This is a genomic window from Streptomyces sp. NPDC019396 (genome assembly GCF_040632375.1).
Taxonomy (GTDB): domain Bacteria; phylum Actinomycetota; class Actinomycetes; order Streptomycetales; family Streptomycetaceae; genus Streptomyces.
This window is the reverse complement of sequence record NZ_JBEYBS010000016.1, coordinates 71502-96390: the sequence shown is the minus strand read 5'-3', so window position 1 is coordinate 96390 and position 24889 is coordinate 71502. Positions and strand designations below refer to the sequence as shown.

Genomic DNA, 24889 nt, shown 5'->3' with positions numbered 1-24889 from the left:
GCGGCACATCTCGAGACCCGCCTGTCACATGGCTACGCGGCTCCACAGGACGCCGCCACCCGGTGTGACCTTCGCCGCTCCCCGCTCCAGGTGTGGGCAACCCAGTTACCCACAAGTAGCATGAGGGCAAGCGCGCGCTTAGCCGCGCACGCAGCAGTGCCACCCCGCACCCTGGAGGAGAGCCATCGTGCCTCGTACCGTCAGGGACGTCGTCTTCGTCGACGGCGTCCGCACCCCGTTCGGCAAGGCGGGCCCGAAGGGCATCTACCACGAGACCCGCGCCGACGATCTCGTCGTGAAGGCCATCCGGGAGCTGCTGCGCCGCAACCCGGACCTCGACCCCAAGAAGATCGACGAGGTCGCCATCGCCGCGACCACGCAGATCGGTGACCAGGGCCTGACCATCGGCCGCACCGCCGGCATCCTCGCGGGGCTGCCGCAGTCCGTGCCCGGCTACTCCATCGACCGCATGTGCGCGGGCGCGCTGACCGCCGTCACCGCGGTCGCGGGCAGCGTGGCCTTCGGTGCCTACGACATCGCCATCGCCGGCGGTGTCGAGCACATGGGCCGCCACCCGATGGGCGAGGGCGTCGACCCGAACCCGCGCTTCGTGTCGGAGAAGCTCGTCGACCAGTCGGCCCTGTTCATGGGCATGACGGCGGAGAACCTGCACGACCGCTACCCCTCCATCACCAAGCAGCGCGCCGACGAGTACGCCGTGCGCTCGCAGGAAAAGGCCGCCAAGGCCTACGCCAACGGCAAGATCCAGCAGGACCTGGTGCCGGTCTCCGTCCGCCGCACCAACCCGGATGCCGGCGAGACCGGCTGGGGCCTGGTCACCGCCGACGAGCCGATGCGCCCGGGCACCACGCTGGACAACCTGACCGGCCTGAAGACGCCGTTCCGCGTCCACGGCCGCGTCACCGCCGGTAACGCGGCGGGCCTGAACGACGGCGCCACCGCCTCGCTCATCGCCTCCGAGGACTTCGCCCGCGAGAACAACCTCCCGGTCAAGATGCGCCTCGTCTCGTACTCCTTCGCGGGTGTCGAGCCCGAGGTCATGGGTTACGGCCCCATCCCGGCCACGGAGAAGGCCCTCGCGCAGGCCGGCCTGTCCATCGAGGACATCGGCCTGTTCGAGATCAACGAGGCCTTCGCCGTCCAGGTCCTGGCCTTCCTCGAGCACTACGGCATCGCCGACGACGACGCGCGCGTCAACCAGTACGGCGGCGCCATCGCCTTCGGTCACCCCCTCGCCTCCTCCGGCGTCCGTCTGATGACGCAGCTGGCCCGCCAGTTCGAGGAGCAGCCGGAGGTCCGCTACGGCCTCACCACGATGTGCGTCGGCTTCGGCATGGGCGCCACCGTGATCTGGGAGAACCCGCACCACAAGGACGCCGGAGGCAACAAGTGAGCACCACCGCTGAGCTCCTGAAGGGCGCGGCCGAGCTGTTCCCGGACGAGGTCGTCACCCAGGCGCACGTACGCCACCTCGACCTCCCCGGCGGCGCCGGAAAGTTCGCCCTCATCACGCTGGACAACGGCTTCGACCACACCAAGCCGACCACCTTCGGCCCGCAGTCGCTCGCGAACCTGAACCTCGCGATCGACCAGGTCGAGAAGGAGGCGTCCGAGGGCGCCATCGTCGGTGTCGGCATCACCGGCAAGCCGTTCATCTTCGCCGTCGGCGCCGACCTCAAGGGCGTCGAACTGCTGAAGCAGCACTCCGACGCGCTCGCGATCGGCAAGGGCGGCCACGACGTCTTCAAGCGTCTGTCCGCGCTCGCCGTCCCGACCTTCGCGTACTACAACGGCGCGGCGATGGGCGGCGGTGTCGAGGTCGGCCTGCACTGCTCGTACCGCACGGTCTCGCAGGCCCTGCCGGCCTTCTCGCTGCCCGAGGTCTTCCTCGGTCTGGTCCCCGGCTGGGGCGGCTGCGCGATCCTGCCGAACCTGATCGGTGCGGACAAGGCCGTCTCGGTGATCATCGAGAACTCGCTCAACCAGAACAAGCAGCTCAAGGGCAAGCAGGTCTTCGAGCTCGGCATCGCCGACGCGATCTTCGAGGGCGCCGACTTCCTGGAGCAGTCGCTGATCTGGACCGCGTCCGTCCTCAAGGGCGAGATCGCGGTGGAGCGCGCCGAGATCGACCGCGCTGAGGGCTGGGACCAGGCCGTCGCCCGCGGCCGTTTCATCGCCGACTCCAAGGTGCACGGTGCGGCCCCGGCCGCGTACCGGGCCCTCGACATCATCGAGGCGGCCAAGGACGGCGACCTCCAGAAGGGCTTCGACGCCGAGGACGCCGCGCTCGCCGACCTGATCATGGGTGGCGAACTGCGCTCCGGCATCTACGCCTTCAACCTGGTGCAGAAGCGTGCCAAGCGCCCGGCCGGTGCCCCGGACAAGAGCCTGGCCCGCCCGGTCACCAAGGTCGGTGTCGTCGGCGCCGGTCTGATGGCCTCCCAGCTGGCGCTGCTCTTCCTGCGCCGCCTCGAGGTCCCGGTCGTCCTGACCGACATCGACCAGGAGCGCGTCGACAAGGGTGTGGGCTACGTCCACGCCGAGATCGAGAAGCTGCTGGGCAAGGGCCGCGTCAACCAGGACAAGGCCAACCGCCTCAAGGCGCTGGTGAGCGGTGTCCTGGACAAGGCCGAGGGCTTCGCGGACGCTGACTTCATCATCGAGGCCGTGTTCGAGGAGATGTCCGTCAAGCAGAAGGTGTTCGCGGAGGTCGAGGCCGTCGCCCCGGCGCACGCGATCCTCGCCACGAACACCTCCTCGCTGTCGGTCTCGGAGATGGCCTCCAAGCTCCAGCACCCGGAGCGTGTGGTCGGCTTCCACTTCTTCAACCCGGTCGCGATCCTGCCGCTGCTGGAGATCGTCCGCGGGGAGAAGACGGACGACGCCTCCCTCGCCACCGCCTTCGGTGTCGCGAAGAAGCTGAAGAAGACCGCGGTCCTCACCAAGGACGCCCCGGCGTTCGTCGTGAACCGCATCCTGACCCGCTTCATGGGCGAGATCCAGAACGTCATCGACGAGGGCACCCCGGTGGCCACCGCCGAGAAGGCCATCGAGCCGCTCGGTCTGCCGATGTCGCCGCTGGTTCTGCTCGAGCTGGTCGGTCCGGCCATCGGCCTGCATGTCTCCGAGACCCTCAACCGCGCCTTCCCGGAGCGCTTCACGGTCTCCGCGAACCTGGCCGCGGTCGTCAAGGCCGGCAAGCGCGGCTTCTACGTCTACGACTCGGGCAAGCCCGAGCTGGACCCGGAGGTCGCCGCCCTCCTCAAGCAGGGCGACAACGTCCTGACGGAGGAGCAGGTCCGCGACCGCGTCCTGGACGCGGTGGCACAGGAGATCGGTCTGATGCTGGAGGAGGGTGTCGTCGCCGAGGCACAGGACATCGACCTCTGCCTGATCACGGGCGCCGGCTGGCCCTTCCACCTGGGCGGCATCACGCCGTACCTGGACCGCGAAGGTGTCTCGCAGCGCGTGAACGGCAAGCCGTTCCTGGCGCAGGGCGTCGCGAGCGTCCCCGCGTAGGGCGCACCACGCAACGGCGAACGGGCCGTACGGGATTCCGGTCCCGTACGGCCCGTTCGTGCTGTCCCGTGCGTGCTGTCCGGTGCGTGCGGAAGACGGAACGGCGGCCGTACCCGGGCTTCCCGGGTACGGCCGCCGTGCTGCCGAGCGGCCCCGTCCTACAGGCGCTTCGCGCTGCGCAGGGCGATCGCGTAATAGCCGTTGCCGTCGAGCCGTGAGGCGCCGCCCGTGTCACCGATGGTGGGGCCGTTCACTTCCTCCCGGCTGGAGATGAACATCTTGTGGCCGTCCCCGTCATGGCCCAGGTACATGCCCACGTGGTCGAGCCGGTCCGCGGTGCGGGCGTCCAGCTTGAAGAAGACCAGGTCGCCCGGCTGGAGCACATCGATGGACTTCGGCCGGTCCGTGGCGGCCACGCCCTTCAGCGGGATGATGTCGGCGCCCAGCTTGGAGCGGGCCATACCGTTGGCGCTGCGCGGCAGGCCGTCTCCGGTGGTGTCGGACGAGGCGAGCGGGTAGCGGGCGCGGTAGCCCCACACCAGCCGCATGTAGCCCGAGCAGTCCACGGCACGGGCACGCTTGGCCTCGGCCTGCTGACTGGTGCCGTCGCGGAAGGTGTACGGAATGCCGAGGTAGTCGTAGAAGTCCGACAGTTCCTCGCGCAGGTCGTTGCCCGCGCTGCCGTTCGGATTCAGCGGGCCGAAGCTCGCGTCACCGCTGTAGGGGGTGCCTTCGTCGTCCTTCTTGACCGGAGCGCCCTGGATGTACTCGAAGGCCGTCGCGAAGACGTCCTCCTTGTCGCTCCCGTAGTTCTCCTTGAACCAGTCCTTGAACCACTGCTCTTTCTCGGCGCCCTTGCGCCAGGGCTCCGGCATCAGCCGTACCCAGTCGTCCGTCTTCACCCGGGACGTGGTGTTGGCGGACTCGGCGAAGGTACGGCTCGCGCCCTTCAGGGTGGCGGTGCGGGCCTTGTCGGTGAACGTGGCGAGCACCTGGCCCTTCTCGCCGCGGAGCACCGAGCGGTCCGGGTTCTTCAGCCGCTCCCAGGTCTCCTTGCCGCTGACCTTGCTGCTGGCCCCACCTCCCGCCGGTGTGTCGGTGACGGTCTGGATCGCCGGCGCCTTGGCCTGCTCGTCCTTGCGCAGCTCGACGGTCAGATACGCGCTGCTTCCGAGCAGCGCGATCACGATCGCCGCGTGCAGCACGCGGTTGGTCTTCTTCTTCGCTGTCATGGATCGGCTCCGGTGGGCGGTCAGGCGGACGGCATGAAGCCGAGGAGGATCCCGGCGGTGAGGACGACATAGGCCATGAGCGTCACCGAGCCGGTGGCCATCATCGTGGCGCCCTTGGGCTGGCGCACGAGCTGGTAGGCGATCAGGCCGGGGACGATGAAGCCGAGGGTCTGGTTGCTGTACATCAGCGGGAACTCGAGCGACAGCACGATCATCACCGTGGCCTGGAGCATCACACCGGTGAGCACCACGGCGGCGAACAGCCGCTTGCCGTAGAGGATCACGTAGCGCTGGAGCACCAGGGTGCAGACGTAGGTGAGGACCGTGACGGCGACCACCATCGCGGCGCGCTGGAGGTCCTCCACCAGTGTGAGCGCCAGCCAGCCGGGGGTGATCATGCCGCCGGGCGACAGATTGGTCGTCAGGTAGCAGATCAGTGAGAAGAGCAGCCCGAGGGCGATGCCGACCGCGGCGATCTCGGGGGTGAGGACGGAGGGGATCAACGGGGCTCTCCTGAGCTGTACCACTGGTTGGTTTCGTCGGTGGGGGGCGCGGGGGATGTCGGGGCCACGCGGGGCTCGAACATCCCGCGGGCCCTGTCGTGCTGGGTCACATCGCTCTGGTGTCCACCGTGGTGCCCGGCCGGGTCGTAGGCCGCTTCGCCGTAACCGGCGTCGCGCTGGACGGCATCGTGGTGGGCCGTGTCGTGGTGACCGGCTCCGCCGTAGTGCCCCCCGTCGTGGGCCGCGCCCTGGTACCCGCCCGCGTTCGGCCCTCCGTAGGGCGCCGCGCCCTGCGGGGGGCCGTAGGGCACGCCGCCGCGCTGTGCGGGCACGTGCGGCCGCTGGCCGTAGCGGCTCTCGTACGCCTCCGAGTACTGCTGGTACGGGTCCAGGTGGGGGGCGTACAGCTGCATCGTGTCGATGTGCTCCACGACCTGAGCCGCCGGGCCTTCCTCCGCCGCTTCCTGGGCAGGAGCCGGCTGCTGCGGGGTGGGAGCCGCGCTCTCGTCGGCGGGGAGCTCGGCGAGGTGCTCGAGGAGCACCTCGCCCTGCCCGTGGATGTTGCCGATGGCGACGAGGGACGAGTCGGGGCCGAGGTGGCCGAGGAGCTCGTGCATGAACTCCTCGCCGTCGCGCCCGTCGCCGCCCAGGTCGACGGCGCGGTCGCGCCACTCGGCGGGAATCGCGTCGATGGCGCTCTTGGCCGGGTGACCGATGACGAACACCTTGTCCGGCTGAAGGTCGGGCACGATCTGGCCCATCTGGCCGTTGCGCTCGACGCGGTCGGGGCGGCAGTTGATGACCACGTTCAGCGGGCGGCTGATCGCACCGAGGTCGAGCAGCTGGTTGATGTTCATCAGCGTCGACTCGGGGTCGTTGGCCGCGAAGACGTTGGCGAAGCGCAGCTTCTTGTCGTCCTCCGTGACATACCGCTCGACGGAGAGGACACCGGGGTCCGGGGGCGCGTCGTACATGCCCTGGAGCGCGGTCTTGCGCTCCACACCGAGCAGATCGGCGACGACCAGCGCGATCGCCACGTTCTCCTTGAAGGTGAACCAGCTGAAGCCGCGCAGCTCCTCGTCGGTGACCATCTCGGGGTCCGCGTAGATCAGCTTGCAGTCGCGCTTGTCCGCCTCTTCCTGGAGGACGTGGAAGCGGTCCTTCTCAGCGGTGACGCAGATACCGCCGTGCGGCATCGAACGGGAGAGCGAGCGGCCGATGTCGTCCAGGGTCGGGCCCATCTCGGCGACATGGTCCTCACGGACGTTGCACAGCACGCCGATCGTGGAGCGGATCAGCTTGGACTGGTTGATCTCCTGGAGGGCGGGCATGACCGCCATGCACTCCATGACCAGCGCGTCCGGGTTGTACGCGGCCGCGCGGCGGACGATACCGATCTGCTCGACGACGTTGGCGATGCCGAACTTGCGGTAGACCGGCTCCTCGGTGGCATCGGGGTGGATGAAGCGGGCGGCCGTGCCGGTGGTCTTGGCTACCGTGGTCAGACCGCCGCCGCGCAGCGCCCCGGCGCAGAGCCGGGTGATGGAGGACTTGCCGCGGATCCCGTTGACCAGGACCCGGGTCGGGATGTTCTCCAGGTTGACGAAGTGCCTGCGCTGCTCGACGATCCCCGCGATCAGCAGGATGCCGCTGCACACCACCAGCACGGTGTAGAGGAAGAGCACGGTGGTCAGTTCCTTCCGGCGAGGGACGTCTTGCCGTCGCGCTTGCGCTGCTGGACCGGCAGCTGCTGCCGGATCAGCTCGAAGCTGCGGACGACGGCGCCGACCTCGTCGTGGTGACGGGGGTACAGAACGGTGCGGCGGTCGCCGTCCGCCAGTGCCTCCGCCTGGCCGACAAGGGCGCGCAACGGGCGTACGACGATGATGTAGAGCCAGCCCAGGCAGGCGGTAGCCGCCGTGACGCCGAGCAGACCCGCGAGCACCGTGCGGTTCTGGAGGTTGTATTCGGGGATCGCGAGTCCGGACGCCGGCTGCCAGCTCACGACCGTCCACCCGAGGGACTTGGCCGCGCCACCGCCGTCGAAGGGGGCCGCGGCGGCGATCTGGACGGTGCCTCCGTCGCTGTACCGGATGGCCCTGGGGTCCAGGTCGTCCTCCTTGGAACCCTTGGCGTTCTTGGCGCCCTTGGCGTCGGCGGACTGCTTGTTGACCCGCTCCACCAGGGATGTGAGCCGGTTGTTCGGCAGGTCCTGGAAGGCCAGGAAGCCGCTGTTGCCCGCGATGACCCTGGACTTCGCGTCGACGACGCGGACCACGCCGAGCCCCGGACGCGTGACCAGCGAGTTCAGGAACTCGATGCGGAACTCGCCGACCACGGCAGCACCCTTGCGGCCCGAGATCTCGGCCGTTCCGACGACCACCGGCTCCTTGCCCTGGTCGCCGAGCAGCCGGATGGGCTCCTTGGTGGACGGGCCCTTGCCCGCCGGGTTGTGCGGCTCCGTACCGGTCCTGGCGAGGACGCTGCCGCCCGCGTCGAGGACGTAGAGCGAGTCGTACCGCGGGTGCTCGGACATCGTGCGCTGGAGGACCTTGGTCATGGCGGCGGGTTCGGTCTGCTCGCCGATGAGCGCGGCGACCGACGCGAGGTCCGCGTGGCCCTCGTTGAGGCCCCGGCGCACCCGGTCGTTGAGGGTGTCGGTGCGCTCGCGCTGGTCGCGGACGATCTGCTTCGGCACGGAGACCGAGTCACCAGCGCGGTTGAACAGCAGCATGAGCGGGGCGCACCAGGCCAGCAGCAGCACTCCGCAGACGACGAGCAGCGTACGGGCGCTGAGCCGGGTCCGGCGGCGCGCCGGTGGCTCGGCCGGCTCGCCGATGAGCTGGCGGCGCAGCAGCTCCAGCGCGGCGCCGATCCGCGCACCCTCGCCGTACCTGGGCGAGGTGACCTGGCGGGTGAGATCGCCGCGGGTGAGGCGGCGGCTCTCCAGGAAGAGCCGGATCAGCGGGCGCTGCACGGTGCCGATCAGCACGGCCACGGTGAGGCCGCCGATGGCGAGCAGCGCACCCGCCGCGAGCAGGCCGAAGACCGGCTTGCTGACCGCGGTGGTGTCCTCGGTGACACCGACCATGGCGACGACACGCAGCCCGAGCCCGGTGGCAGCGGTCGACTCACCGGCCTGGGCACCGGCGAGGGTCGCGTAACCGGCGATGGCGCGGTCGTCGAGGTAGCGCTCGCCGATGAGGCTACCGCTGACCCCCGGGAAGCCTCCGGAGCCGGGCTCCTTGGCCTTGAGCGGGTGCTCGTCGGCCTTGACGGCAGCGGTCGCGGCGAGCGCCTTGAGCTGCTTGCCGGAGTTGGTGATCTCCTTGCGCTTGGCCTGGGTCTTGGCCTGCTCGAGCTCGGGGATGCCGTCCTGGCTCAGCACCTGCCCCTGCTGATCGATGACCGCGATGGCGCGGGAGTTGCCGAGGCTGACGCCGGGGACCTTCAGTCCGCTGGAGGCGACCAGCAGCTTCTGGGACTCACCCGGCCAGTTCAGCACGGCGAGGGCGAGCAGACGGGTCTCGCCGTTCTGGAGGCGGACCAGCCGGGGGGTGAGGCCGTTCTCGTCGCCGAGCTTGCCTCGGTCGATCGCAGTCAGCGGCACGTTCTCGCCGCGGGCGGCGAGCAGTTTGCCCGACTTGATCTCGACGACGGCGGTGCCGAGCCACTTCTGGTAGACGTTGCCGATCTTGTCGAGTACGGAGTCGGCCGACACGGGGTCGCCGGCGTTGAAAAGTCCTGCCGTGCGCGTGAGGTCGGTCACGCTCTCGTCGATGGAGGCGCGCAGGGCGATGGCGCCGTCCTCGGCGAAGTGCTGCTGGGAGGTCAGAACGGCTTTGGGGACGCGCTCGTTGGTGACGCGACCCAGGGAGAGGGCGGTGATGCCCGCCAGGACAAGAAGCAAAACTGACAAGACTGCTATAGGTGGACGTATGCCACCCAACAGGGACATGTCAGCCCTTCGGCGGACCTTATGCCGCCGCTTCGTGGGCGAAGCGGCCAAGGCGGGGCTCCTCTCCTGGAAACCATCGCAACGGGACGAACATCAGCCGCACCCGTAACAGATCAGGGGTGGGTGAGCACGCGGCGTACTGCGCACTGCTGTGCGAGCCACACATCAGACCGGTGCAAGGGAACTTGAGTTGTACGAATTCGGGGAATGTGATCAAGGCCACCAGGGGCCGGGCGGGCAATCAGTCCGGAGGCCACTCCCGCGACACCGGCGTGCCCATACCCTCACCAGGACCGAGCAGTACGCCCTCCGCGCACCGCCGCACCGACGGCCGCCTGGACGCCGCACGGCCGTGGCGGGCAGCTCCCGGCAACGGCTCGGGTGCGACGCCGCCCGGCAACACGGGCAACAGCGACCAGCGCGAAAAACGTTTCATCACCTGGATATCTTTATACAGCTATGACCACTAACCGGACCAAGACGGTAACAATTGCGGCAACTATCACTGTCGCCGTGGCGGTTGCCGCCGCACTCACCGGGCTCCTGATGAGTCTGATCCATGGCCCCGGCTCGACAGAGAGTACGCGGCCGGGCACCGACGACACCAACCGCAGTGCCGACGGGCCGGTGAATCTCGGCCAGCGCGTCACGGACTACACCTCGCGTTTCGGCGAGGACAGCGGCTACCGCAGACCGGGCAGCCGTGACCGGCGGATCGTCGCCCAGGGCGTGGCCCAGCTCCTCGACGGACAGCGCGCCCAGGCCGAGAAGACACTCGGCGACGTGGACTTCACCATCCGCACCCTCACCGACAGCGTCTCGGGACGGCGGTACGCGGAGATCTCCGACCGCTCGGAGGACTCACCGGCCCCCCGGGGCTGGGGACGGGTCTACGTCGACCTCACGACACCCGCGCGCTGGTCCGTACAGGTGCCGCACCCGGTGGCCGACCAGCGCACCGAGGACCTCGGCGTACGCGTGCTGCGCGGCACCCCGGGGGGCGTGCTGGTGGTCGCCGGTGCCCACCGCAGGGCCGGAAACGGCGACGCGGCCGATGTGGCGCACCGCACCGACAGCGTCTTCGACGCGATCTGCGCGGAACTCACCGAGCGCGGACTGCCCGCCATCCAGCTGCACGGCTACGCGGACGACTCGGCTCGCGGATACGACGTCATCGCCTCCGCGGGCAGCGGAGCACAGGCCCAGCGGGAGGGCCGTACCCTCGCCGACGCCCTTCGCGCTCGCGATTTCGCGGTGTGCAGGGCCTGGACCCGGGACTGTCCGCTCGAAGGCCGCAGCAACGTCCAGGGGCGCAAGGCCGAGAAGGAGGACGTGCCGTTCCTCCATGTCGAGTTCAGCAACAGCGTCCGGAGGTCGACCGAGGACGCGACCAGGGCGGTCGAGGCGATCAACACCGTCATCGCGGACTGGTCGGAGGGCCGCACGCAGGAGTGAGCCGGGCCCAGGCTCCGGGTGCCGCCGCGTTCAGGAGTCACCCGGAGCGCGGCCCGGAGGCTGCGAGCCCTCTCAGCTGGTGCGGATGACCGTCCAGGGCTCCATCGCCAGGCCGGACTCCGCCTTCTGCCGCGTCACACGCAGCGAGCCGTCCGCGCCCAGTGCCGCCAGCACCACCCGGCCGTTGCCGTCGATCGCGAGCGCGGGGACGCCGACGCACGGGTCGCCGGTGCTGGTCCACGCCGCGCCCGCCGACTCGTCCTCCGTCGGGTACGCGGCGAGGGCCGCCCGCCCGTCCTTGCCGCGCTGGGCCAGGATCGTGCAGTCGACACCGTCCACCGGGGTGCGCAGCATCGCGACCGGCCCCGTACCGCCGTCGCCGCCCAGGGAAACCGGGGTCATCCCCTCGCGCCACACATGCACCGCCCCCGTGGCGGCGTCACGCCACGCGTGGCTCAGCCGCTCCCGGCCGGTGCGCTCGGAGCTCATCGAGCTCTCGGCGACGCGGTTCTTGACATCGTCGGCGCGCTGGAACTTCACGCCAGGGGTCTCCTGGACCCAGCGCATGACGATCTCGGCGGTCGGCGCGAGGACCTCCATGTGCCCGTGGTCGGTGAGCGAGGCAGAGGGCACGCCGAGCATGTCGCTGCCCTTGAAGTCCGCCCATTTGTTCCACTTGCCGTTCGGCACCTGGGCCCGCCCGCAGACGCCGCCGCCCGCGTTGCGCACGAAGACGTGCAGGGAGCCCTCAGCGTCGACCACGGCTGCCGGAAGACCTATGCGCGCCGCGAGCTCGCGGTCCTGGTAGGGGGTGCCCAGGGCGTACCACTCCCGCATGGGGCGGCCGGACTGGTACTGGATGGCCTGCACGACATCCGTGGCGACCTGGCCGCCCGCCAGCGGCGTACGGCGCAGCCCGACGAGCTGGACGTACCCGTCGGAACCCTGGGCGATCGCCAGGTAGGGCAGGATGCCGGGCGCCGGGAACCGCTCGGGCCCGATCCAGTCGTCCGCACCGGCCTGCGTCTCTGTCCAGCGCAGGACGCAGTCGGCACCCGGCGCGTAGGCGGTGAGCCGGCCGTCCTTGCCGCGCAGCAGCCAGTCGGCGGTCGGCGGCAGCGAGGCGTCGGTCGGCAGCGACAGCGACGAGTCGACCGTGCGGCCGCTGCGGCGCGACTGGTTCCCGGGTTCTCGGGTCTCGCCCGTGCGCCGCTTCGACCCTCGCACCGACCGCAGTGCCATCGCCCGTTGCCACCTTTCCCAAGCGCCGTGCGGGCGCGTGATTCACGTGACGATAACACCTGGCGAAGCCCGCGATTCGCGGCGATCACCGGTCCGGTGAGGGCCCGGTCACCGGTCCGGTGAGGGCCCGGTCTCGGGACCGGTGAGCGGTCCACGTGTACTGGTCACGAGTGTCAGCAACCCTCGTGACCAGTGCACCTAGAACCTGGCGTCCCTGCCCTCCTTGCCGAGGCGGCTGTGGCGGCGGCCGTAGAGGAAGTACACGGCCACTCCGATCACCATCCAGACAGCGAACCGGAACCAGGTCTCACCCGGAAGGTTGAGCATCAGCCACACGGTGGCCGCGACCGAGACGATCGGCAGCATCGGCACCCAGGGCGTGCGGAACGAACGGGGCAGGTCGGGGCGGGTGCGGCGCAGGACGATCACGCCGATGGCCACGAGCACGAAGGCGAAGAGGGTTCCGATGTTCACCAGGGTCGCGAGCTCGTTGATGCTGGTGAAGCCGGCGACGATGGCGATGATCACACCGAGCAGGATGGTCGGGCGGTACGGGGTGCGGAACCGCGGGTGGGTGATCGAGAAGAAGCGCGGCAGCAGCCCGTCACGGCTCATGGCGAAGAACACCCGGGTCTGGCCCAGCAGCAGGATCAGACACACGGTGGTGAGACCGACGGCGGCACCGAAACTGATGATCCCGGCGTAGAACGGGTGCCCGACGGACTTGAAGGCATCGGCCAGTGGCGCGCTCACCGAAAGCTGGCTGTAGTGCTGCATCCCGGTGACCACGATCGAGACGGCGACGTACAGCACGGTACAGATGAGCAGCGAACCGATGATGCCCCGCGGCATGTCGCGCTGCGGGTTCTTGGTCTCCTCGGCGGCGGTGGCCACCACGTCGAAGCCGATGAAGGCGAAGAAGACGACGGACGCGGCGGTGAAGATGCCCATGACACCGAAGTTGCTCGGTTCATAGCCGAACAACAGCTGGACCAGCGGCGCGTCCCAGCCCGAGATCCCTCCGGGCGGGACCTGCGACGGCGGGATGAACGGCTTGTAGTTGTCCCCCACGATGAAGAACAGGCCCGCGATGATCACGATCATGACCACGGTCACCTTGATGGCCACCACGATCGCGGTGATCCGGGCGGACAGCTTCATGCCGACGACGAGGATCACCGTCAGCACGAGCACCAGCAGGAAGGCGAGGATGTCGAAGGTGCCGCCCGGCACGTCGGGCCCTTCCAGTACCGCTGGTAGATGCCAGCCGGCGTTGTCGATCAGCGAGCGCACATAGCCGGACCAGCCGACCGCCACCACCGCCGTCCCCAGGGCGAACTCCAGCACCAGGTCCCAGCCGATGATCCAGGCCACGAGCTCGCCGAGCGAGGCGTACGCGAACGTGTACGCCGAACCGGCCACCGGGACGGTGGAGGCGAACTCCGCGTAGCAGAGGGCGGCCAGCGCGCACACGACACCGGCGACGACAAAGGCGAGCGCGGTGGCCGGGCCTGCGTTCTCCTTGGCCACCTTGCCCGTGAGCACGAAGATGCCCGTGCCGATGATGACGCCGACACCGAAGACGGTCAGATCCCAGGCGGAGAGGGATTTCTTGAGCGCGTGCTCAGGCTCCTCGGTGTCCCGGATCGACTGCTCGACCGTTTTCGTCCGAAACAATCCGGGATCTGGCGACTTCTGATCCGTACTCACCGGCGTACCTCCGTACCCATGGCTGTATGCCCATGATCGAGAGGGGTACGGACCCTCGCCCGCGCTGATGCGCCGTTTCACACGAAAGGGCCGGTCGAACCCCTTTCGGGTGGTCCGACCGGCCCAACCTTCCGGCGTCAGTCGCGGGCGGGCTCGCGCGTCTCGACCGGGTCCTCGTCGAGGCGCCCGTCGAGCCTGGCGACCAGGCCGGTGACCTGGCGGGCGATGTCCGGGGCGGTCAGACCGATCTCGGCCAGCACCTCCTTGCGGGAGGCGTGGTCGAGGAAGCGGGGCGGGATACCGAAGTCCCGCAGCGGCAGGTCGACGCCCGCGTCACGCAGCGCCTGGGAGACGGCGGCGCCCACACCGCCCACCCGGATGTTGTCCTCGACGGTGACCACGACCCGGTGCTTCTCGGCGAGCGGGGCGAGTGCCTCGTCGACCGGCTTGACCCAGCGCGGGTCGACGACGGTCGTGGAGATGCCCTGCTTGTCGAGCAGATCCGCGATCTCGAGCGACATCGGGGCGAGCGCGCCGACCGAGACCAGCAGCACGTCGGGGCGCTCGGCGCGCGGCTCGCGCAGCACGTCCATGCCACCGACCCGCCCCACGGCCTGGACCGCGGGGCCGACCGCGCCCTTGGAGAAACGCACCACCGTGGGCGCGTCCTCGACCTCGACGGCCTCACGCAGCTGGGCGCGCACCTGGTCGGCGTCGCGCGGAGCGGCGATCCGCAGTCCCGGGACGACCTGGAGGATCGACATGTCCCACATGCCGTTGTGCGAGGCGCCGTCCGTGCCGGTGACGCCCGCGCGGTCCAGCACGAAGGTCACCCCGCACTTGTGCAGCGCCACATCCATCAGCACCTGGTCGAAGGCGCGGTTCAGGAAGGTCGCGTAGACCGCGAAGACCGGGTGCAGACCACCGGTGGCGAGACCCGCCGCGGAGACCGCGCCGTGCTGCTCGGCGATGCCGACGTCATAGACCCGTTCGGGGAACGCCTTGGCGAACTTGTCCAGGCCGACTGGCTGGAGCATCGCTGCGGTGATCGCGACGATGTCCTCGCGCTCCTTTCCGAGCGCGACCATCTCCTCGCCGAAGACGGACGTCCAGTCCAGTCCGGAACTGGCGATCGGCAGACCGGTGTCGGGGTGGATCTTGCCGACTGCGTGGAAGCGGTCCGCCTCGTCCTGGAGGGCCGGCTGGTAGCCGCGGCCCTTCTCGGTGAGGCAGTGCACGATGACCGGGCCGCCGAACCGCTTGGCCCGCGTGAGCGCGGACTCCAGGGCGGCGATGTCATGACCGTCGATCGGGCCGACGTACTTCAGGCCCAGGTCCTCGAACATGCCCTGCGGGGCGATGAAGTCCTTGAGGCCCTTCTTGGCGCCGTGCAGGGTCTCGTAGAGCGGCCTGCCGAGGACGGGGGTGCGCTCGAGGATCTCCTTGCCGCGGGCGAGGAAGCGCTCGTAGCCGTCGGTGGTGCGCAGCGTCGCCAGGTGGTTGGCCAGGCCGCCGATGGTCGGGGCGTAGGACCGCTCGTTGTCGTTGACGACGATGACGAGCGGACGGTCCTTCGCGTCCGCGATGTTGTTCAGCGCCTCCCAGGCCATGCCTCCCGTGAGGGCGCCGTCGCCGATCACGGCGACGACGTGGTCGTCCTTCTTCAGGACCTCGTTGGCCTTGGCGAGACCGTCGGCCCAGCCGAGCACCGTCGACGCGTGCGAGTTCTCGATGACGTCGTGCTCGGACTCGGAGCGTGCCGGGTAGCCGGAGAGGCCGCCCTTCATCTTGAGCTTCGAGAAGTCCTGGCGGCCGGTCAGCAGCTTGTGCACATAGCTCTGGTGGCCCGTGTCCCAGAGGACCTTGTCCCTCGGGGACTCGAAGACCCTGTGCAGGGCGATGGTCAGTTCGACCACACCGAGGTTGGGGCCGAGGTGACCGCCGGTCTTGGACACGGCGTCGACGAGAAACGTCCGGATCTCTGCGGCCAGCTGGTCGAGCTGCTCCGGGCTGAGCCGGTCCAGATCCCGAGGTCCCTTGATACGGGTAAGCAATGCCACCCGTGCCTCCTTGCGTGTGAGCTGGTCGAGCATGCCGATCCGCCGAGTCTAGTGTTCCGCCCTCGGCGGCAGTCATCGGGCGGTGTGTTGCGCGTCCTTCCATCGGTGAGCCTGTCCCCGGACGGGTGAGCCGGGTCACGGACGGGCTATCGCTACCCGCGCCCGTGGATGAACACGCGGAAGTGCCCGGCACCAGTTCCGGTGCCGGGCACTGTGTGAGCCGCGTTACGCGCGGCCCGCGGTCTTCTGCGTCTTGCGCGTGACCGAGTCGATCACGACGGTGGCGAGCAGCACACCGCCGGTGATCATGTAGACCACCGGGGTCCTGATGCCCTCGAGCGCGAGGCCGTACTGGATCGCGACGATCACCAGGGCGCCGAGGAGCGCGTTCCAGGTCCGGCCGCGTCCACCGAAGAGGCTGGTGCCGCCGATGACGGCCGCGGCGATGACGTTCATCAGCAGGTCGCCCGTACCAGCGCTCTGGTTGGCCGCCGCGATCTTGGAGGCCCAGAACAGGCCGCCGACCGCCGCGAAGAAGCCGGAGAGGGCGAAGACCGAGATCCGGACCGCGGCGACGTTGATGCCGGCCCGTCGGGCGGCTTCGACGCTGCCGCCGAGCGCGAAGATCTTGCGGCCGTAGGCGGTGCGGCGGAGTACGAAGTCCGTGATCACCAGAATGGCGAGGAACAGGACGAACGCCAGCGGCAGGCCCTTGTACTGGTTGAACATGAACGCCGCCCCGAAGGCGATGACGGCCAGCAGCACCGTGCGCAGCACGACGTCGGACAGCGGCCGGGACGGGACGCCGACGGCCTCACGGCGGCGGTTGCCCACGAAGGACGTCACGAAGAACACCACGACCGCGGCGGTCGCCAGTCCGTAGCCGGCCGCGATGTCGGAGAAGAAGTACGTGGTCAGCTGGCCGACGGCGCCCTCGCTGTCAAGGTTGACAGTGCCCTGGTCGCCGAGGAGCTGGAGCATGAAGCCCAGCCAGAACAGCAGACCGGCGAGCGTCACGGCGAATGCCGGAGCACCGATCTTCGCGAAGAAGAAGCCGTGGAGCGCGCCGATCGCGGCGCCGCTGGCGAGGGCCACGAAGACCGCGAGCCATTCGTTCATCCCGTGCGTCACGGCCATGACTGCGACGATCGCTCCCGAGACACCGCTGACCGAGCCGACCGAGAGGTCGATCTCGCCGAGGAGCAGCACGAAGATGATGCCCACGGCCATCGTGCCCGTGCCCACCATGGTCACGGCGATGTCCGAGATGTTCTTCGCGGAGAGGAACTCGGAGTTCAGGCTCTGGAAGACCACGGCGATGATGATCAGGCCGATCACGACCGGGATGGAGCCCAGGTCTCCGGCGTGCAGCTTGCGCTTGAACTCCGAGAGGTAGCCCGCGATGCCCTGCTCGCGTACCAGCAGCCGGGGGTCGACCGCGGTGACCGCGTCGTGCGCGGCGTCCGGGTTCACTACCTGGTGTCCGCCGACACCCTGGGCGGAGGTCTTGTCGATGCTCACTTCTGCGCCTCCGTGGTGCGCGCCGCACGACGGGTCACGGCGTTGTCCGTGGCGCCGGTGATGGCGGAGATGATCTCTTCCTGCGAGGTGGACTTGACGTCGAAGACGCCGTTGTTCCGGCCGAGCCGGAGCACGGCCACCTTGTCCGCGACAGCCTTCACATCGGCCATGTTGTGGCTGATGAGGATGACCGCGTGGCCGCGCTCACGCAGCCGCTCCACGAGGTCGAGCACCTGGGCGGTCTGCTCGACACCGAGTGCGGCGGTGGGCTCGTCGAGGATCACGAGCTTGGGCTGGCCGAGCATCGAGCGGGCGATGGCCACGGTCTGGCGCTGACCACCCGAGAGCGAGGCGATCGGGATACGGACGCTGGGGATGCGGATCGACAGCGTGCTCAGCAGCTCACGGGAGCGGCGCTCCATCTCGACCTCGTCGAGGACACCGCGCTTGCGCAGCTCCCGACCGAGGTAGAGGTTGCCGACGACGTCGATGTTGTCGCACAGCGCGAGGTCCTGGTAGACGGTCGCGATGCCCAGGTTCTGGGCGTCGTGCGGCTTGTCGATCGCCACGGGCCGGCCCTCCCACTCGATGACGCCGTCATCGATGGGGTGCACCCCTGCGATCGTCTTGACCAGCGTGGACTTACCGGCGCCGTTGTCACCTACGAGGGCGACCACCTCGCCGGAGTGGACCTCAAGCTCTACGTCGGTGAGCGCCTGGACGGCACCGAACCGCTTGGAGACCCCGCGCAACGCCAGCACGGGCGTAGCGAACACGTGAACCATCTCCTTCGCCGCCTGACCGGCGGTGCTGCCGCGCCCCCGGCAGCGGCCAGGTGGTGCGGTGGGTCGAGCAGAATCGAGTTGTCGGAAGCCGGAAGCGAGCAGAAGCGTTTCTGTCCGGTGCCCCGCCCCGAAAGCGGGGCTGGACTGGGGCGGGGCACCGGACAGGCTTCCGGCGGTCCCTGGGGTCCCTGGCCTGGACGCTGGCGGATCCAGGTCCCTGGCCGGGACTCCCGTGGGACCTACTTCAGGCCGGCCGCGTCACACGCGGCCTTGTACTTCCCGGCGCAGATCTCGTCGATGGTGTAGACGCCGTCCTTGACCACGGTGTCCTTGATGTTGTCCTTGGTCAGCGAGACGACCGGGACGAGCACCGCGGGGATGCCGCTGTTGGTGGGGCTGTCGACCCGAGCGGTCTCCACGCTCCCGAGCTTCTCACCCTTGGCGAGCTTCACGGCCATCTCGGCGGCGGCGGCGGCCTCCGGCGCGTACGGCTTGTAGACGCTCATGAACTGCTCGCCCGCGACGATCCGCTGCACACCGGCAAGCTCGGCGTCCTGGCCGGTGACCGGCGGAAGCTTGGTGAAGCCGCCCGCCTTCAGGGCGGTGATGATGCCGCCCGCCATGCCGTCGTTCGCGGAGTAGACGCCGATGATCTTTTCCTTGCCGAGGGCCGAGATCGCGGCCTCCATGTTGGCGTTGGCGTTCTCGGGCTTCCACTCCTTGGTGTCGTACTCCTTGCCGATGTTGACCTTGCCCTCGAGCTCGGCCTTCGCGCCCTTCTTGAAGAGGGCGGCGTTCGGGTCGGTGATGGCGCCGTTCATCATGACGATCTGGCCGCTCTTGGCCTTGTCGCCCAGCGCGTCCAGGAGCGCCTTGCCCTGGACGTGGCCGACCTCTTCGTTGTCGAAGGAGGTGTACGCGTCGATCGGGCCCTCGGCGAGGCGGTCGAAGGCGACGACCGGAATACCGGCCTCCTTGGCCTTCTTCACGCTGCCGGCGATCGCCTTGGAGTCGACCGCGTCGATGATCAGCGCGTCCACCTTGTTGGTGATCATCGTCTCGACCTGCTGGGTCTGGAGCGTCGCGTCCTGCTTGGCGTTCGCGTAGACGACCTCGGCCTTGCCGCTGGTGAGCTCGCTGATCTTCTTCTCGATGAGCGGCTTGTCGAACTTCTCGTAGCGGGCGGTCTGGTTCTCCGGGAGGAGGAGACCGATCTTGAGGTCGTCGCCCTTCTTCTCGCCGGCGCTGTTGGCGTTCTCACCGGACTCCTTCGCGCTGCCACAGGCGGCGAGGGACACGGCCATGGCGGTGGCGGCGACAGCCACGGCGGCACGACGCATCTGCGTGTTCATTTAGAAACCTCCCTGACGAGGCCGCGTCGCGCGGCCGAGGTGGCTGGAAGTCAACTCGGGCGCCTCGCCGTCGTCAAGGAGTAAATCCTTAACGAGATGACAACGGTGCCATTCGTTATCTAAGTGAAGGCGGGCGCCCCGGCGAGAAGCGCACCGCCAGACCCGGCGGATCCATCCAGAAGTGTCGAATCACCCATCTCGCTGAGCACGAGTGCCAGCGCCCCCAGCACCTCGGCCCGACTGCCGAGCGCCCCGGGCAGTACGGAGAGCTGGCGAGCCGCGCTGGGAATCGCGTATCGGGAGACCGACTCCCTGATCGGCGCAAGCACCAATTCTCCCGCTTCGGCGAGATTTCCGCCCAGCACCACCCTGGACGGATTGAGCAGATTGCACAGGTTCGCCACCCCGCTGCCGATGTGCCGGCCCACGTCGGCGATCACCCTGCGGCAGCCCGGATCGCCCTCGCGGGCGAGCTGGACGACCCGGTCCATCGTCAAGTCCTGGCCGTGGCTGGGCTGGAGCAGCGGAAGCACATACCGGGCGGACGCGAAGGTCTCCAGGCAGCCCCGGTTGCCGCAGCGGCAGACAGGGCCCGACTCGTCCAGCGTGATATGCCCGATCTCGCCGGCCGTACCGCCCGGTCCCCGGTAGATCTGGCCGTTAATGACCAGCCCCGCGCCCACACCGCTCGCCACCTTGATGTAGGCGAGGTCCTTGACTCCCCGGCCGCTCCCCCAGACCAGCTCTCCGAGCGCACCGAGATTGGCGTCGTTGTCGACGTACACGGGCACACCCAGCCGCCGCGCGAGCTCCTCGCTGGGGTTTATCCCGGTCCAGCCCGGCAGGATCGAGGTCGAGCCCAGCGTCCCGGACTCGACGTCTATCGGCCCCGGCACACCGAGCCCGACCCCGATCACCTTGTCCTCACCGATCCCGGTGCTCGCGATCAGCCGTTTGACCAGCACTTCCGCCCGTCCGAAGCCCTGCTCGGACGAGGCATCGACATCGAGTGGCTCGGACTCCTCCGCCAGCACCTGGTGCGCGAGGTTGCCCACGGCGACCCGCAGATGGGTGTGCCCGAAGTCCACGCCGATCACGATCCCGGCGTCCCCGCTCAGCGAGACGCTCCGGGCCCGCCGCCCGCCCGCCGAGGTCGGGGTCACCTCGACCGTGCCGCCGTCCTTCAGCTCACGAACGATGTTGGAGACCGTGGCGGCGGACAGACCGGTCGCTCTCGCGATCTCGGCCTGGGTGAGCGAACCGGCCATACGCACGGCACGTACGACCCGCTCAAGATTGGCCCGATGCAGAGATGTCTGCGAACCCGGAGTCTCCATCGACCCACACACTCCCGCTCATTACTCCAACATGTGAACTCTAAGGGGAGCCTTTAGGGCCGCCCCCCGTCAAGACCTGAGCGCGCACGGACGGCCGCCGGATGGAGTGGGCCCCCGCGCGCGGGCGGGCGGCGTGTGGAGTGAGCCCCCGTCCACGGGCGGGCGCCGGAGGGAGTGCCCGGCGGGGAGAGGGCGGGCGCCGGAGGGAGTGCCCGGCGGGGAGAGGCCCCCGTCCGTCTGCCTCGGGGCGGCGGACGGACGGGGCAGGCTACTTCAGCGCCCCCGCCGTCAGCCCCGCGACCACCTGCCGCTGGAAGACGACATACGCGGCCAGCACCGGCAGCATCGCCATCACCAGGCCCGCGAACAGGCCCGACCAGTCGCCCTTGTACCCCTGGCTGACGGCCAGCTGCACCAGGCCCTGGGAGAGCACCTTCTGGTCCTGATCGGTGTTCAGCACCGTCGGCAGCATGTACTGGTTCCACTGCCCCAGGAAGTTGAAGATCCCCACGCTGATCAGTCCGGGCTTGGCCATGGGCAGCATGACCTGGAAGAACGTCCGGGTGTGCGAGGCCCCGTCGATCAGGGCAGCCTCCGCCACCGAGGTCGGCAGGGTGCGGAAGAAGGCGGTCAGGAAGAACACGGTGAACGGCAGCGAGTACGCGATGTACACCAGGATCAGACCGTGGATCGTGTTCAGGAGCTGGATGTTGTTCATCACGTAGAACAGCGGGACCAGCGCCAGCATGATCGGGAAGCTCATTCCCCCGATGAAGAGGAAGTAGATGAAGCGGTTGCCCGGGAAGTCGAACCGGGCGAGGACATACGCCGCCATCGAACCGAGCAGCAGGGTGCCCGCGAGGGAGCCGGCGACCACCAGCACGGTGTTCAGGAAGTAGTCGCTCATATGGGCCTGGCTCCAGGCCCGGGACCAGTTCTCGAAGTGGAGCCGATCGGGCAGCGACCACGGTGAGCTGAAGATCGCGTTGTCGTCCTTGAAGGAGGTCATCACGGCCCACAGCAGTGGCATGACGACCATGAAGGCCCACACGATCAGCATGCCGTGCGAGAAGACGTTGAGGACCCTGCCCTCGCCGCCTCGCCGCTTCCGCTTCGGGTGCGTGCCGGGGTGACCGGGCCGGCCGGTCTTCACCACCTGCGGCAGGGCCGAGCCTGCGGCGCCGGCGGCAGAGGATTCCGAGGTTTCGGTGGTCTTCATGTCAGTACTCCAGGCGCTCGCGCCGGCCCAGCTTCATCACGGCGGCGGCGAACGCCAGCGTGACGACCAGCAGGGCGACGCCGATCGTGGTCGCGTAGGCCGCCGCACCGTCGCGGAACGCCGACTGGTACACGTACAGCACCATCACCGTGGTCGAGTAGTCGGGGCCGCCCGGCCCCGTGGTCATGATCTGCACCACCGCGAAGGACTCCGCGCCGAGCGCGAGGATGCCCATGTAGACCCAGCCCGACTGGATGGTGTCCCACAGCAGCGGCAGGGTGATGCGGAAGAAGGTGGTGATCCGGCTCGCGCCGTCCAGCAGTGCCGCCTCGTAGAAGTCCCTCGGGATGGAGGCCATGCCCGCCGAGAACAGGACCACGAAGAAGCCGACCGTGGACCAGACGAGGACGGCCATCACACACCACAGGGCGAGGTCCGGGTCGCCCAGCCACAGCGGCTGGACACCGTCGAGGCCGACCGCCATGAGTGCGGAGTTGATCGCCCCGCTCTCGGGGTTGTACGCGAACTGGAAGAGCAGGGCGACGATCGCGATCGACAGCACCTGAGGGAAGAAGTAGGCGATCTTGTAGAAGGAGGAGCCCCGCACTCCGGAGACCGCGGCTCCCCTCCGGTGCCGCCCGCCGACATTGATCATGAAGGCGAAGAACAGGGCGAGGCCGATGGTCACCACCGGAAGCAGCAGCGCGAACAGCAGGCTGTGCTGGAGCGACTTCCAGAAGACCTCGTCGTCCCACAGCCGGGCGTAGTTGTCGAAGCCGACCATGGTGAAGTCCGGGCTCAGACCGGTCCAGTCCGTGAAGGAGTAGAAGATGGACTGGACGAACGGCCAGATGACGAAGAGCGCGTACAGCGCCAGGGGGGCCGCCAGGAACCCCACGATGAAGCGGTACTTGCCGTGCTGCATGGTTACCGACCCCGATCCTCCGGACTGTGCCGCCGCTGGTGCCGCGTGCTTCCGGGGGCGCACCCCAGGTCGTACCCCTGGTCACGCCCCCGGGAGCACGGGTCGCTCACTGGTGCTTGTACTTCTTGATGGACGAGTCCTGGGCCGCCTTGTCGGCGTATCCCTGGATCTTGCTGATCGCCTCGGCGGGGGTGAGCCGTCCGGCCATCATCTCGCCGAGGCCCGCCACGCCGATCTGCTCCTTCTGGAGCTTGACGTACCAGTCCTGGAGGCGCGGGTTGACAACGTTCTCACCGGCCGTCGCGAGCGCCGCGACACCCGATTTCAGACCCGGTGTCAGCTCGATTCCGTCGGTGCCGCCGTTGAACGCGGTGAGCGACTTGACCTGCTGGGTGAAGTTCCTCGACGACGCCTCGCTGAGCATGATGCGCAGCTGCTCCATGCCTCCCTCGACGTTCTTCGCCTTCGCCGGGACGATGAAGGGTTCACCCCCTGAGGCCCAGATGGTGCCGAACGGCATCTTGTCCGATGCGTCGAGGCCGGACGGCGCGGCGACGGCGAGGTTGAAGTCCTTCGGCATGGTGCTGGCAGCCTCGTTCTCCACCCACGAGCCGTTGGGGATGAACAGCGCCTTGCCCTTGGTCCAGGCGGTCTGGGACTGGATGTGGTCCAGGCCCGGGGTGCCCTTGAGGATGTAGCCCTTCTTGTAGAGCTCGTAGTAGGCCTCGAACGCGGCCTTGACGGCCGGATGCTTCCAGGCGTTGGGCTCCAGGTTGTCGATGGAGTCCAGCACATCCCGGCCACCGATCTTGGCGATGAACGGGTAGAGCGAGAACGGCAGGTAGTACGGGTGCTTGCCGGCGTAGGTCCAGCCGGCGATGCCCTGCTTCTTCGCCTTCTCGCACAGGGCGAGCATGTCGTCCCAGGTCTCGGGGTACTGCGCGTCGAGCCTGTCCAGCGCGGTCTGCGAGTACCAGACGCCGTAGACGGTGTAGGCGTAGTAGAGGATCCACACGGGCGCGCCGTCGAACTGGCCCATCTCGACGATGCCGGGGCGCAGGGTGTCGCGGACCTTCTTGGCCGGGTTGTCGAACGAGGGTGCGTCGAGCAACGGGGTGAGGTCGGCGAGCTGCTTCTTGCCGACGAGCACGCCCATGTCCATCTGCTCGGCGCCGGAGTTGTCGATGAGGTCGGGTGGGGTGCCGCCGTTGAACCGGGGCTGGAGCTCGGACTGGATCTTCTGGGTGGCCTTGTGGGTGACCTGGGGGGCCTTCGGGAAGGCCGCGTTGTACTTCTTCTCCGCGTCGACGGCGTACTGCTGGCCGAAGCCGCCGTCGAAGATGACCACCTCGAGGGGGGCGGTCTCGTTGACGCCGAGCGGGTTGACCTTGGTGACCTTGCCCTTCTCGACCTTGGAGCCGCCGGCACCGCCGGCGCCGCTCGCGCAGGCCGACAGCAGGCCCATCGCCGGAAGGGCTACCAGGCCGAGTGCCGCAGAGCGTTTGATCAGATCGCGGCGGTCGAAACCGCCGTTCGGGTGGCCGGAGGTGGATCCCATGCTCAAGTCCTCGCCTTCTCCAGGACTCAGGCGGTGTACCGGTCGCCCGTCTCATCGTCTGAGCGAAGGGCCCCGCCACCGCGGTCTTTTGCTGAAGCTGGGTCGTGCAGGGGTTCAGTGAGGCGCGGCGGGAACGGGAAGGGCTCCCGGCTCGCCGCCGCGGGGGTACGGACGTTCGGGAGGCGGACGCCGACAGGTATAGTCCACTTGCGGTCGGCTGAGCAAGATCGAAAACAAGGTTGGCCGCCAGACTTTCCCGAGTTGAGATCTCACGGATACGGAAGCACCGCCCGAGCCCTTCCTCTCTGCCGCCGTTTCCACCCCTCATCCATGCGCGATCAAGAATCTCATCGAAACGGCCGATTCCGAACCTGCCACACCGTCAACACCCTTGACACCGTGCGGCACTTGCCTCCCTACTGGAGCCTGCGCAAGAGATCTGACAACGTTGTCCACCCATGTGGTCCAACAGGGTCAGGCGCGGTCCGGATT

17 protein-coding genes are annotated in these 24889 nt (G+C 68.7%); 3 read left to right on the top strand and 14 right to left on the bottom strand.

Going from position 1 to position 24889, the window contains the following annotated elements:
• Positions 1–187 precede the first annotated feature (187 nt).
• Positions 188–1414, top strand: coding sequence for an acetyl-CoA C-acyltransferase (locus ABZ532_RS19915; RefSeq protein WP_361284983.1), 1227 nt, complete (start codon positions 188–190; stop codon positions 1412–1414).
• The gene (locus ABZ532_RS19910; RefSeq protein WP_361284980.1) at positions 1411–3540 is read left to right on the top strand and encodes a 3-hydroxyacyl-CoA dehydrogenase NAD-binding domain-containing protein; all 2130 of its coding nucleotides are present in this window, start codon (positions 1411–1413) and stop codon (positions 3538–3540) included. The genes ABZ532_RS19915 and ABZ532_RS19910 overlap by 4 nt, the downstream gene beginning before the upstream one ends.
• Before the next feature lie 158 nt (positions 3541–3698).
• Here ABZ532_RS19910 and ABZ532_RS19905 read toward each other — a convergent pair whose 3' ends face one another.
• Genes ABZ532_RS19905 through ABZ532_RS19890 form a run of 4 tightly spaced genes read right to left on the bottom strand, consistent with a single transcriptional unit; the run spans position 3699 to position 9185 of the window.
• On the bottom strand, positions 3699–4772 hold the full coding sequence (locus tag ABZ532_RS19905) for an NlpC/P60 family protein (RefSeq protein WP_361284977.1): 1074 nt from the start codon (positions 4770–4772) through the stop codon (positions 3699–3701).
• A 20-nt stretch (positions 4773–4792) separates the two neighbouring features.
• Positions 4793–5275 carry a poly-gamma-glutamate biosynthesis protein PgsC/CapC gene (locus tag ABZ532_RS19900; protein WP_361284974.1) on the bottom strand — a complete coding sequence of 161 codons (483 nt, stop codon included), beginning with the start codon at positions 5273–5275 and terminating at the stop codon, positions 4793–4795.
• Positions 5272–6960, bottom strand: a complete 1689-nt coding sequence (pgsB, locus tag ABZ532_RS19895) for a poly-gamma-glutamate synthase PgsB (protein WP_361284971.1) — start codon at positions 6958–6960, stop codon at positions 5272–5274. Before pgsB ends, ABZ532_RS19900 begins: the two co-directional genes overlap by 4 nt.
• Positions 6961–6965: 5 nt before the next feature.
• Positions 6966–9185 (bottom strand): cache and HAMP domain-containing protein, encoded by a 2220-nt coding sequence (locus ABZ532_RS19890; protein WP_361284968.1) that lies wholly within the window; start codon positions 9183–9185, stop codon positions 6966–6968.
• Positions 9186–9746: 561 nt separating this feature from the next.
• Here ABZ532_RS19890 and ABZ532_RS19885 point away from each other — a divergent pair.
• Complete coding sequence (locus tag ABZ532_RS19885; RefSeq protein WP_361284965.1) at positions 9747–10688, top strand: hypothetical protein; 942 nt, start codon at positions 9747–9749, stop codon at positions 10686–10688.
• Between the two features lie 72 nt (positions 10689–10760).
• On the opposite strand, the gene ABZ532_RS19880 is transcribed toward ABZ532_RS19885, so the two are convergent.
• From ABZ532_RS19880 to ngcE, 10 genes are all read right to left on the bottom strand, one after another.
• Positions 10761–11930 carry a hypothetical protein gene (locus tag ABZ532_RS19880; protein WP_361284962.1) on the bottom strand — a complete coding sequence of 390 codons (1170 nt, stop codon included), beginning with the start codon at positions 11928–11930 and terminating at the stop codon, positions 10761–10763.
• Between the two features lie 198 nt (positions 11931–12128).
• Complete coding sequence (locus tag ABZ532_RS19875) at positions 12129–13640, bottom strand: amino acid permease (RefSeq protein ID WP_361284959.1); 1512 nt, start codon at positions 13638–13640, stop codon at positions 12129–12131.
• 137 nt (positions 13641–13777) lie between these two features.
• Complete coding sequence (gene dxs, locus ABZ532_RS19870) at positions 13778–15700, bottom strand: 1-deoxy-D-xylulose-5-phosphate synthase (RefSeq protein WP_361284956.1); 1923 nt, start codon at positions 15698–15700, stop codon at positions 13778–13780.
• A gap of 225 nt (positions 15701–15925) precedes the next feature.
• Positions 15926–17221, bottom strand: a complete 1296-nt coding sequence (locus ABZ532_RS19865) for a sugar ABC transporter permease (protein ID WP_361284953.1) — start codon at positions 17219–17221, stop codon at positions 15926–15928.
• The gene (locus tag ABZ532_RS19860; protein ID WP_361284950.1) at positions 17218–18006 is read right to left on the bottom strand and encodes an ATP-binding cassette domain-containing protein; all 789 of its coding nucleotides are present in this window, start codon (positions 18004–18006) and stop codon (positions 17218–17220) included. The genes ABZ532_RS19865 and ABZ532_RS19860 overlap by 4 nt, the downstream gene beginning before the upstream one ends.
• Positions 18007–18245: 239 nt before the next feature.
• The gene (locus ABZ532_RS19855) at positions 18246–19358 is read right to left on the bottom strand and encodes a substrate-binding domain-containing protein (RefSeq protein WP_361284947.1); all 1113 of its coding nucleotides are present in this window, start codon (positions 19356–19358) and stop codon (positions 18246–18248) included.
• Between the two features lie 119 nt (positions 19359–19477).
• Positions 19478–20695, bottom strand: coding sequence for an ROK family transcriptional regulator (locus ABZ532_RS19850; RefSeq protein WP_361284944.1), 1218 nt, complete (start codon positions 20693–20695; stop codon positions 19478–19480).
• Positions 20696–20963: 268 nt separating this feature from the next.
• Positions 20964–21914 (bottom strand): carbohydrate ABC transporter permease, encoded by a 951-nt coding sequence (locus ABZ532_RS19845; RefSeq protein ID WP_361284941.1) that lies wholly within the window; start codon positions 21912–21914, stop codon positions 20964–20966.
• 1 nt (position 21915) lies between these two features.
• Complete coding sequence (locus ABZ532_RS19840) at positions 21916–22839, bottom strand: sugar ABC transporter permease (protein ID WP_361284938.1); 924 nt, start codon at positions 22837–22839, stop codon at positions 21916–21918.
• A 106-nt stretch (positions 22840–22945) separates the two neighbouring features.
• On the bottom strand, positions 22946–24397 hold the full coding sequence (ngcE, locus tag ABZ532_RS19835) for an N-acetylglucosamine/diacetylchitobiose ABC transporter substrate-binding protein (protein WP_361284935.1): 1452 nt from the start codon (positions 24395–24397) through the stop codon (positions 22946–22948).
• Between the last annotated feature and the right edge of the window lie 492 nt (positions 24398–24889).

Excerpts from the sequence above, each read along its gene's own strand:
- ngcE (WP_361284935.1), bottom strand. The coding sequence starts at position 24,397 with ATGGGATCCACCTCCGGCCACCCGAACGGCGGTTTCGACCGCCGCGAT.
- ABZ532_RS19905 (WP_361284977.1), bottom strand. The coding sequence starts at position 4,772 with ATGACAGCGAAGAAGAAGACCAACCGCGTGCTGCACGCGGCGATCGTG.
- ABZ532_RS19855 (WP_361284947.1), bottom strand. The coding sequence starts at position 19,358 with ATGAACACGCAGATGCGTCGTGCCGCCGTGGCTGTCGCCGCCACCGCC.
- ABZ532_RS19880 (WP_361284962.1), bottom strand. The coding sequence starts at position 11,930 with ATGGCACTGCGGTCGGTGCGAGGGTCGAAGCGGCGCACGGGCGAGACC.
- ABZ532_RS19845 (WP_361284941.1), bottom strand. The coding sequence starts at position 21,914 with ATGAAGACCACCGAAACCTCGGAATCCTCTGCCGCCGGCGCCGCAGGC.
- ABZ532_RS19840 (WP_361284938.1), bottom strand. The coding sequence starts at position 22,839 with ATGCAGCACGGCAAGTACCGCTTCATCGTGGGGTTCCTGGCGGCCCCC.
- ABZ532_RS19860 (WP_361284950.1), bottom strand. The coding sequence starts at position 18,006 with ATGGTTCACGTGTTCGCTACGCCCGTGCTGGCGTTGCGCGGGGTCTCC.
- ABZ532_RS19850 (WP_361284944.1), bottom strand. The coding sequence starts at position 20,695 with ATGGAGACTCCGGGTTCGCAGACATCTCTGCATCGGGCCAATCTTGAG.